Origin of the sequence: Streptomyces sp. LS1784 (genome assembly GCF_020103755.1) — a bacterium.
Lineage (GTDB): Bacteria > Actinomycetota > Actinomycetes > Streptomycetales > Streptomycetaceae > Kitasatospora.
Genome location: NZ_JAHSQD010001084.1, coordinates 1 through 1,188, shown reverse-complemented (window position 1 = coordinate 1,188; position 1,188 = coordinate 1). Strand labels below are relative to the sequence as shown.

Sequence of the window (1,188 nt, the reverse complement as noted above, 5' to 3'; positions counted from 1 at the left end):
CCCGACCGCCGGCGTTCAGCAGGAGAGTGGACAGCAGGTCACCACGGCGTCGCCGGTCGACGGGGTGTTCCCCGTCGGCAGGGCGTGGTCGGTCGCCGGGATGCGGCCGTCACCAGGACACCGGGTAGCGGACCGGATGCCCGCCGATCCGGCCGGGCAGCAGACCGATGGCGACCAGCAGCCCGGCGGCCAGCACGAGGAGAGGGAGGAAGGGCACGGGGTGCGGCGCCTGCAGGACCACGATCACGGCGGTGGCCGCGGCCGGGGAGTGCGAGAGGTGGGTGAGCATCATCGCGCCCAGTGAGAGCCCGGCGGCGACGGCCGCGCCCCAGGCGGTGCTGCCGGTGACGGCCAGGGTTGCGAAGCCGATCAGGGCCGACATCAGCTGACCGCCGATCAGGTTGCGCGGCTGCGAGATCGGCAGCCCGGGTGCGCCGTGCACCAGCGCGGCGCTGGCGGCCAACGGCGGGATCAGCAGCGGTTGGTCGAGCAGTACGCCCACTCCGACCAGCAGGAGCAGGGCGCCGATGGCGAAGACGGTGGCCCGCAGGGCATGCAGCGGGTGCGGTCCGGGCGTGACGGCGGGCGGTGGTGTGGGCATGCGTGAGCGACTCCGGACGGGGGACGGGAACCCGGAGATGATAAACAGACTGTTGAATGAAAGGTAGGACGTTTTGCCTGTCGGACAGATTCCGTCCACGGAGCCGGATCACCCCGGGAACCAGAGCGAGAGCGAGCACCCCATGACCACGCCTTCCGGCGCCACGCGACCCGATGCCACTCCTTCCGCCACCGTGCCGTCCGTCATGGTCTTCCGGGACGTCCGTCCGTACGGCGCCGACCGGGCCGTCGACCTGATCGCCGTGGACGGCCTGCTGGCCGAGCGGGTGCCGGACGGGGCGGTGCCGGAGGTGGTCGAGGGCGCCGGCCGGATCGTGCTGCCCACCCTGGTGGACGCGCACATCCACCCGGACAAGACCGCCTGGGGCGAGCCCTGGTACAGCCGCCGCCCGGCCGGCTCGCTGCCCGAGTACGTGCAGGGCGACGTCGACCTCTACCGGCGGCAGCGCACCCCGCTCGCCGACCGCGCCCACCGGCTGCTGAGCCACGCCGTGACGCGCGGCACCCGCGCGGTGCGGGCCCACGTGGACGTGGCGCCGGCGTACGGGCTGGCCGGGGTGACCGGGC

At 73.7% G+C, this 1,188-nt stretch carries 1 protein-coding gene and 1 pseudogene; one reads left to right on the top strand and one right to left on the bottom strand.

Annotated features, from left to right (window positions below; translation table 11 throughout):
* Positions 1 to 109 precede the first annotated feature (109 nt).
* A complete protein-coding gene (locus tag KS423_RS45815) occupies positions 110 to 601 on the bottom strand; it encodes an HPP family protein (RefSeq protein ID WP_224285562.1) in 492 nt (163 codons plus the stop codon).
* Between the two features lie 205 nt (positions 602 to 806).
* On the opposite strand from KS423_RS45815, the pseudogene KS423_RS45810 reads away from it, so the two are divergent.
* A pseudogene (locus tag KS423_RS45810) lies at positions 807 to 1,188 on the top strand (cytosine deaminase); the annotation flags it as partial.

Coding starts and splice junctions, on each gene's coding strand:
- KS423_RS45815 (WP_224285562.1), bottom strand. CDS start 601: ATGCCCACACCACCGCCCGCCGTCACGCCCGGACCGCACCCGCTGCAT.